Below are 8,150 nucleotides of genomic sequence, written 5' to 3' on the forward strand. Positions count from 1 at the left end.
GTGGAGGGGGTCTGCTGCCGCGTCGGCTCGGCCGAGGGTGGCCTGCTGTTCCGGGCCTCGGCGGTGGGCCTGTCGTCCTCGACCGCTCCGGCCCCGCCTCCGCCTGCGCCGTCCGTCAGGGTCAGTACCCCGGCCGTCGCCCCACCACCGACGAGCAGCGCCGCGACGAGGGTGCCGGTCCAGACGAGGGCGGAGCGCTTGCGGGAGCCGGGCGGGGCGATGGTCGCGGATGCGGGTGTGGGTGCGGGTGCGGATGTGGGGGCCGCTGTGGGTGCGGGATCGGTGGGCAGTGCGACGGTCTGCATGTCGTACGGGGGCGGGGTCGGGTCCGCCGCAGCGGGGCCGTACGCGGCCGGCGTCGGCGGGACCACCGTTGTCGGGGCCTCCGGCGCCGTGCCCGGAAGCGGCGGCATCGGCGACGGAGACTGCATGGGCGTCTGCATGGGCTCGGGCCCCGGTGCCGAACCCAATGTCGGCACCGGCCCCGGCACCGGCCCCGGCACCGGCGCCTGTGGCGCGGCCGGATTCGCCCGCCCCGTCAGCCGCAGCAGATGCGGTGCCACGAGCACCGCGCCGCCCACCCAGAGCAGGCCGAACAGCAGCGCGTCCGACCCGCTCGTCGCCAGCTCCGCCGTGCCCTGGCCGCCCATGTCCCCGAAGCCGCCCGACAGCTCGAAGGACACTCCGCCGATGCCGCTGAGCACCAGGAACATCCCGAGGAACAGCGCGCCCGCAGTGGCCTGTTCGCGGCGGTCCGCCGAACGCCGCGCGGCCCAGAGGCCCACGGCCAGCGCACAGACCAGCCCGATGGCCAGCGCTCCGGTCACCGCCCAGCCGTTCACTTCCTCGCCCAGTTCGGACAGCCCGACGGAGCCGTGCTCCAGGCCCGAGCCGAAGAGGTTCATCCGTCCGCGCATGTCGTACTCGACCGGGGCGCCCCAGCTCAGCCCGAGCACCGCCAGGCCGATGTTCGGCAGCAGCGGCAGCGCGATCAGCATGGCCTCGCCGTCCACGCCGTCGGTGTTGGCGTACACGATGTACCCGACCAGGCCGCAGAGCAGGAGCACCGCGCCGAGGGCCCGTACGGCCGTTCCCACCGCCCGGACCGTGGTGAGCGCCGCCGGGCGCGCGGCCAGCCACTGTGCCGCGGCGTCGCGCTGGAGCACTCCGCCGGTGACGAGCAGCGAGATGACCAGCGCCCCGAGCGTGGCGAGGAGCGGCGCGGACGAGACCGATACGCCCGCGACATCGGGCTGGGCGAACAGTCCGAGGACCAGCACGGCGGCGGAGGCCACCAGGCCGATCCGTACCGCCGCCTCCAGTCCGCCGCCCTGCGCACGGGCCCGGCGGGCGCCGAGGACCAGCGCGCCCACCCACAGCGCGGTGACGGTCAGCGGGACCACGGCCAGCGAGGCGCCGCCCTGCGACATGCCGCCGGCATCGCCGTCGCCGTAGGGACCGCCGCTCTCGAAACCGCCGCCGAACGGGCCGGTGGACCGCAGCTCGAAGCCGCCGCCGAACGCCTGGAGCAGCATCGCCAGCGCGATCCGCAGCCGGTCGCCCCAGCCGACGACGATGTCGTCGCCCTGCCCGTACGAGGGGACGGCGAGCGCGACCGCGAGGGCCAGGATCACTCCGGTGGGCCAGGCGGCCGCCTTCGCCGAACCCGCCCAGTCGCCCCGGAAGGTCCGGCCGAAGAAGGCGCCGAGGGGCGACGGAACCACCTGGCCGGGCGGGCCCGGCGGAGGTGGAGCGGCCGGCATCGGCGTGTGGCCGGGCGGCGGGGGCTGGTGGGACAGCGGTCCGAGCGGCTCGGGCCGGGGCGGAGCGGCCGGCATGGCCGGCGGGGCGGCGACCGGTGCCGCGTCGGTGGTCGTCGGGCGTTCGCGCCCGCACTTCATACAGAAGCGCGCCCCGTCCGGGGCCGGTGTTCCACAGAAGGGGCAGTACAACGGCATGCGGGCTCCGGCGGCAGGAACGGGGAGGGGGACGACGTCGGGGAAGACATGTGCGTTTCAACGGACACGTCTACCCCGCCACCCGGTTCCCTGCGCCGGAATTCGCCGAAGCGTTGCCTACAGGAGGCGCCGACAGCAAGAAGCGCCGTCTGCAAGGGGCGCCGTCCGCAAAGGGCGCCGTCCACAAGGGGCGTTGCCTGCGGCAAGCGGGACCGCGCTCAGGGGCGTACGCCCCGGTGCAGCGCCACCACACCGCCCGTGAGGTTGCGCCAGGCGACCTTCGACCAGCCGGCCCGCTGGAGCGCGGCCGCGAGTCCGGGCTGGTCGGGCCAGGCACGGATGGATTCGGCGAGGTAGACGTACGCGTCGGGGTTGGAGGACACCGCGCGGGCGACCGGCGGCAGCGCCCGCATCAGGTACTCGGTGTAGACCGTGCGGAACGGCGTCCAGGTCGGCGAAGAGAACTCGCAGATCACCACCCGGCCGCCCGGCTTGGTCACCCGGTACAGCTCGCGCAGCGCCGCGTCCGTGTCCTGGACGTTGCGCAGCCCGAAGGAGATCGTCACCGCGTCGAAGGTCTCGTCACGGAACGGCAGCCTGGTGGCGTCGCCCGCGGTGAAGGGCAGCCAGGAGTTGCGCTTCTTGCCCTCCTGGAGCATGCCGAGGGAGAAGTCGCACGGCACGACGTACGCGCCCGTCGCGGCGAACGGCAGTGACGACGTCGCCGTGCCCGCGGCCAGGTCGAGGATCTTCTCCGCGGGCCGGGCGTGCACCGCCTTCGCGACCTCCTTGCGCCACAGCCGGGCCTGGCCGAGCGACAGCACGTCGTTGGTGAGGTCGTAGTTCGCCGCCACGCCGTCGAACATCGTGGCGACTTCGTGCGGCTGCTTGTCCAGGGATGCTCGGGTCACCCACCCATTCAAGCAGCCCGGTCCCGGCCGCTCCGCGCCGGTCGCAAGTCGTTACCCGAGTGGACTGAACCAATCCGTTCCACCGGCGGTCAGACTGAAGGGGCACCGAGCCACCGGGATCCAGGGGGGAGCCCAGATGTCCGTACGAGACGCACGCGTCAGGTCGCAGCCGGAACGCCGCCGGGGTCGCCTGCTCGTCGCCGTCGCCGTCCCGGTGGCGCTGCTCTGTGCCGCCGCCGTGCTGGGGCCCCGGGAGAGCACCGGCGCCGAGGGGAAGGCGTCCACGCCGTCCGCGTCCGGGAGTTCGCCGGGCGCCGGCACGTTCACCGTCGCCGGTGCTCCCGATGCCGGGGACAGGGGCGGGGACAAGAAGGACAAGGGCGCGGGCCGGAGCAAGGGCATGGCGTACCGGGTCGAGGTGGAGAACGGATCGGGCGTCGACCCGGACCGGGCCGCCGCCGAGATCGCCGGGATCCTGGCCGCGCCACGCGGCTGGTCGCACCACGGCGAGCACACCTTCCGCCGGGTCTCCGAAGGGCCGGCCGGGCTCGTCATCCGGATCGCCACGCCGGGGACCACCGACGCCATCTGCGGCAGGAGCGGCCTCGACACCCATGGCGAGGTGAACTGCCGGGTCGGCACCGACGTCATGGTCAACCTCAAGCGCTGGCAGCGGGGATCGCCCGAGTTCCACGGCCCGCTCGCCGAGTACCGGGCCCTGATCATCAATCACGAGGTCGGCCACTGGCTGGGCCACGGCCACGAGACCTGCTCGGGCAAGGGGCGCCCCGCCCCCGCGATGATGCAGCAGATATACGGGCTGAAGGGGTGCGTCTCCAACGCCTGGCCGTACGACGCCGAGGGCCGCTACCTGGGCGGCCCGCAGGTCCCGTGAGCCGGCCCGCGCGTACGTGCCTATGTGCGCGCATGTCGACCACGCACACGTAGTCAACCGTGCGCGTCAACCGCGCGTACACATCAACCGTTCGCGCACACCACCGCGCGTCCGCATCAACCGCGCGCGTCAGCTGCGGCGGAAGACCAGCCGCCCGCCGAGCACCGTCGCCGTGCAGCTCCCGGCGCCCTCGGTGCGCAGGGCCGCCAGGTCCGGTACGCCGAACACCGCCAGGTCCGCGGGGCCGCCGACGGTCAGCGCCGCCGCGAACGCGTCGCCCGGCTCCGGCACGGATGCCAGTGGGTCGAGCGACGCCGCTTCCGGCGCAGGGCCGGGGGCGTGGACGCGCAGCCCCGAGCGGGCGACCGCGGTGCGTACGGCGGGGCGGGTGAACGGGCCCCGCACGGCGGTCGTGCCGTGCCGCAGCATCCGTTGCAGCCCGCGCCGGGCGCTCGCGCCCCAGCGGGCGTCGTCCATGCCGAGTGCGGTGAGCGCGTCGCCGGTGAGCGGTTCGGTGCCGTGCTCGTCGGCCTCGCGCGGGTCCGGGTGGTAGGCGGCCTCCAGCAGGGCCGGGGCCGCCGCGTTCAGCAGCCCGGGGGTGATCAGCCCGGACCAGCGCCTGACCCTGGCCTGCGGACGGGCGGCGGTCAGCTCCGCGTACCGGCCGATGGCGACGACCGTGCCGCCGTCCACGGCCACGGAGTCCGCCCCGTCCGGGGCGCCGATGACCGCGTCGGCGGCGTGAACTGTCAGCAAGGCTGCCTCGGACCGGCCGGGCTCAGTTGGCGCCGAGGAGCTTCAGCTCCGGGTGGGCCGTGCCGCCGTCGATCGCCGTGGACGAGATGTGCGAGACCACACGCTCGTCGACCGGGTCGTTCGCCGGGTCGTCGTGGACGACGAGGTGTTCGTAGGTGGTGGCGCGCTGGGCCGGCACCCGGTCCGCCTTGCGGATCAGGTCGATGATCTCCAGGCGGTTGGAGCGGTGTTTGGCACCGGCCGAGGAGACGACGTTCTCCTCCAGCATGATCGAGCCCAGGTCGTCGGCGCCGTAGTGCAGCGACAGCTGGCCCACCTCCTTGCCGGTGGTCAGCCAGGAGCCCTGGATGTGGGCGACGTTGTCCAGGAAGATCCGGGCGATGGCGATCATCCGCAGGTACTCGAAGAGCGTGGCCTGCGTCTGGCCCTTCAGCTTGTTGTTCTCCGGCTGGTACGTGTACGGGATGAACGCGCGGAAGCCGCCCGTCCGGTCCTGTACGTCGCGGATCATCCGCAGGTGCTCGATGCGCTCGGCGTTGGTCTCGCCGGTGCCCATCAGCATGGTGGAGGTGGACTCGACGCCGAGGCGGTGCGCCGCCTCCATGATCTCCAGCCAGCGCTCGCCGGACTCCTTGAGCGGGGCGATCGCCTTGCGCGGCCGGGCCGGCAGCAGCTCGGCGCCGGCTCCCGCGAAGGAGTCGAGACCGGCGGTGTGGATGCGCTGGATGGCCTCCTCGACGGAGACCTTGGAGATCCGGGCCATGTGCTCGATCTCGGAGGCGCCCAGCGAGTGGATGACCAGCTGCGGGAACGCCTTCTTGATCGCGGAGAAGTGCTCCTCGTAGTACTCGACGCCGTAGTCCGGGTGGTGCCCGCCCTGGAACATGATCTGCGTGCCGCCGAGTTCGACGGTCTCCGCGCAGCGGCGCAGGATGTCGTCGAGGTCGCGCGTCCAGCCCTTGGCGGTGTCCTTCGGCGCGGCGTAGAAGGCGCAGAACTTGCAGGCCGTGACACAGACGTTCGTGTAGTTGATGTTGCGCTCGATGATGTACGTCGCGATGTGCTCCGTACCGGCGTAACGGCGTCGGCGCACGGCGTCGGCGGCCGCACCCAGTGCGTGCAGCGGCGCCGAACGGTAGAGGTCGAGCGCCTCCTCCGGAGAGATCCGACCGCCCTCGGCGGCTCGGTCGAGGATGGGCTGAAGGTCGGCCTTCTCGGTCACCGGGCTGTCACCTTTCGGCGGTTTTTCAACGGATCTACGGACCGGTTCAGCGTACGCCAGCCCCTCTCGGGGTCAGCCGCCGGACCTGGTGAGCGTGGCGTACGGCAGGCCCGCGCCCCGCTCCTCGGACCGGAAACTCAGGGTGCCGTCGGAGGTCAGGGTGAAGTGGACGTCGGTGGTGGTGGAGGTGCACAGGGCCGGGGTGCTGGGGCGGTCCGGGTCGACACGTTCGTGGAGGGTGAGCTCCTCGGCGGTGCCGGAGGTGAGGCTGGCGACGCTGTTGCAGCTGACGGTGGTCCCGAGGCCGCTGATCTCGGTGTTCATCCTGACCACGTCCGTGCCCTTCTTCCCCGCGGTGAACACGGCGGTGAGGGTGCCGTGCGGCGCCCCGGTGGTCTTCTCGGTGACCGGGCCCTTCCAGGTGCCGATGAACGCCTTCGGCAGCTCGGCGATCTGCTCCGGGGCCGCGGTTGCCGAGTCCGCGGGCTGCGACGGCCGGCCGGACGCGGTGGCGGCGGGCGGGTTGCTGCCGACGTTGCCGTGCTCGGCGCCGTTCCTGCTGCCGCCGCCCGGCAGCAGGTCGAAGAGGAACGCGCTGCCCACGGTCACCGCGGCGAGCGCGCCCGCCACCGCGAGGGCGACGGTGCAGCTGAGCCGCCGGCCGCGGTTCGTGTCCGGCCGGGCCGGGCCGGAGTCCGCGCTGACGGTGACGGAGAAATGCGGGTCGGCCGCGCGTTGCCCGGGCATCCCGGAGGGCCCGGTCCGCGGCGGCGGGCCGAACGCCCCCGACGTCCTGGCCGACTGGGCCGCGCCGGCGGTCGCGGGCCACGAGGGCAGCACGCCCGGGTGGGACAGCCGGGTCGGATCGTGCGTGGGGAAGGGCTCGGCCGGTGATCCGAACCCGCCGCCCAGGCCCCCGGAACCGCTCGGGCCGCTGCCCTCGCCGGCGCCGTCGGCACCCCACTCCGCCCCGCTGAACGGCACCGGCCCCGACTGCGCCGGTGCGTCCTGCGGTTCCAGGTCCAGGAGCGCGACCGCGGCCCGGCTGACCTCGCGCACCAGCGGCCCGGGCAGCCAGCCGGCCGCCACCAGCGCGGCGGCCCCGCCCGGTGCCAGCCGCCGGGCCAGCTCCATGGGCGTGGGCCGGTCCTCGGGCTCCTTCGCCAGGCACCCGGCGACCAGCTCCCGCAGGTCCCCCTCCAGCTCCCCCAGCTCGGGCTCCTCGTGCACCACCTTGTAGAGGAGTACGGCGGAGGAGTCGCCGAGGAAGGGGGCGGTACCGGTCGCCGCGTACGCGAGCACCGCGCCGAGCGAGAAGATGTCGGCCGCGCCCGAGATGTCGACGCCCCGGATCTGCTCCGGCGCCATGTAGCCGGGCGAGCCGACCGAGACCCCGGTGGAGGTGAGCGAGGCGGTGGCGCCGATGGCGTGGGCGATGCCGAAGTCGATCAGCCGGGGGCCGTCCAGGGCCAGCAGTACGTTGGACGGCTTCACATCACGGTGGATGAGGCCCTGTCCGTGCACCGCGGCCAGTGCCTCCCCGAGGCCGGCGCCCAGCGTCCGTACCGCGTTCTCGGGCAGCGGGCCGTGCTCGGCGACGGCGGCGGAGAGCGCGGGGCCGGCCACGTAACCGGTGGCGACCCACGGAATGGGCGCGTCCGGGTCGGCGTCCAGCACCGGGGCCGTCCACTGCGCGCCGATCCGCCGGGCCGCGTCCACCTCGCGCCGGAAGCGCGCGCGGAACTGCTCGTCCAGCGCGAAATGGGGGTGCACGACCTTGACCGCGACGGTGCGTCCGCCCGCGCTGCGCCCCAGATAGACCCGGCCCATGCCGCCCGCACCGAGCCTGCCGAGCAATCGGTAGGCACCGATGGTCAGCGGTTCGCCGGCTTCCAGCGGCTGCATATGGACACTCCCCCTGTGGACCGGCCTGACCTCCGACCGAAGCCTAGGGGGCGAAGGTCATCGGGTCACAGAGGAAACCATCCGCCTATTTCGCCCCTATGGGAACGAACAACGGCTTTCGACACAACAAAAGGCGTGAATGCGTCGTTCACCCGAGCGATTCCACGGCCGGCCGGGACACCCGGCGAACCCCGTCCGGGAATCGACTATTCGACGCGTATTAACCCGAATCGAGGCCGTAGCGGCAGAAACGCATGGAGAGAGGCGGCGGGAGATGCGTCGGAAGAAGGTGCGGGAAGCGGAAGAAGGCGCGAGAAGCGCGCAGCGCGCAGGAAGGCGAGAGAAGGCGGGAGAAGGGATAAGCGATCCCGAAAGGTACGGGATTCACCTATATCCCTGCCCATTCCCGCGCCGGTCGCACGCCCGGCGCCCCCACACTCCGAACCGCGCCCACACTCCGAACCGCGACCCGCACCGCGAACCCGCGCCCCGCTCTCGCCCCC

6 protein-coding genes are annotated in these 8,150 nt (G+C 73.3%); 1 reads left to right on the forward strand and 5 read right to left on the reverse strand.

Annotation, left to right across the window (positions count from 1 at the left end):
• Both AADR41_RS39975 and AADR41_RS39980 read right to left on the reverse strand, forming a co-directional pair.
• Window positions 1–1,958, reverse strand: a 1,958-nt coding sequence (locus AADR41_RS39975) for a zinc-ribbon domain-containing protein (RefSeq protein ID WP_446751195.1), incomplete at its 3' end; no start/stop codon positions are given.
• Window positions 1,959–2,176: 218 nt separating this feature from the next.
• On the reverse strand, window positions 2,177–2,869 hold the full coding sequence (locus tag AADR41_RS39980; protein WP_342287207.1) for a demethylmenaquinone methyltransferase: 693 nt from the start codon (window positions 2,867–2,869) through the stop codon (window positions 2,177–2,179).
• Window positions 2,870–3,005: 136 nt separating this feature from the next.
• Here AADR41_RS39980 and AADR41_RS39985 point away from each other — a divergent pair, with 136 nt between their 5' ends.
• The gene (locus AADR41_RS39985) at window positions 3,006–3,764 is read left to right on the forward strand and encodes a DUF3152 domain-containing protein (protein WP_342287209.1); all 759 of its coding nucleotides are present in this window, start codon (window positions 3,006–3,008) and stop codon (window positions 3,762–3,764) included.
• A 129-nt stretch (window positions 3,765–3,893) separates the two neighbouring features.
• On the opposite strand, the gene AADR41_RS39990 is transcribed toward AADR41_RS39985, so the two are convergent.
• From AADR41_RS39990 to AADR41_RS40000, 3 genes are all read right to left on the reverse strand, one after another.
• Window positions 3,894–4,520 carry a hypothetical protein gene (locus tag AADR41_RS39990; protein ID WP_342287211.1) on the reverse strand — a complete coding sequence of 209 codons (627 nt, stop codon included), beginning with the start codon at window positions 4,518–4,520 and terminating at the stop codon, window positions 3,894–3,896.
• 22 nt (window positions 4,521–4,542) lie between these two features.
• Window positions 4,543–5,742, reverse strand: a complete 1,200-nt coding sequence (gene mqnC / locus AADR41_RS39995; protein WP_342287212.1) for a cyclic dehypoxanthinyl futalosine synthase — start codon at window positions 5,740–5,742, stop codon at window positions 4,543–4,545.
• 72 nt (window positions 5,743–5,814) lie between these two features.
• Complete coding sequence (locus AADR41_RS40000) at window positions 5,815–7,647, reverse strand: serine/threonine-protein kinase (protein WP_342287213.1); 1,833 nt, start codon at window positions 7,645–7,647, stop codon at window positions 5,815–5,817.
• Window positions 7,648–8,150: the final 503 nt, after the last annotated feature.

Origin of the sequence: Streptomyces sp. CLV115 (assembly GCF_038448545.1) — a bacterium.
GTDB lineage: Bacteria > Actinomycetota > Actinomycetes > Streptomycetales > Streptomycetaceae > Streptomyces > Streptomyces sanglieri.

Excerpts from the sequence above, each read along its gene's own strand:
- AADR41_RS40000 (WP_342287213.1), bottom strand. The coding sequence starts at position 7,647 with ATGCAGCCGCTGGAAGCCGGCGAACCGCTGACCATCGGTGCCTACCGA.
- AADR41_RS39985 (WP_342287209.1), top strand. The coding sequence starts at position 3,006 with ATGTCCGTACGAGACGCACGCGTCAGGTCGCAGCCGGAACGCCGCCGG.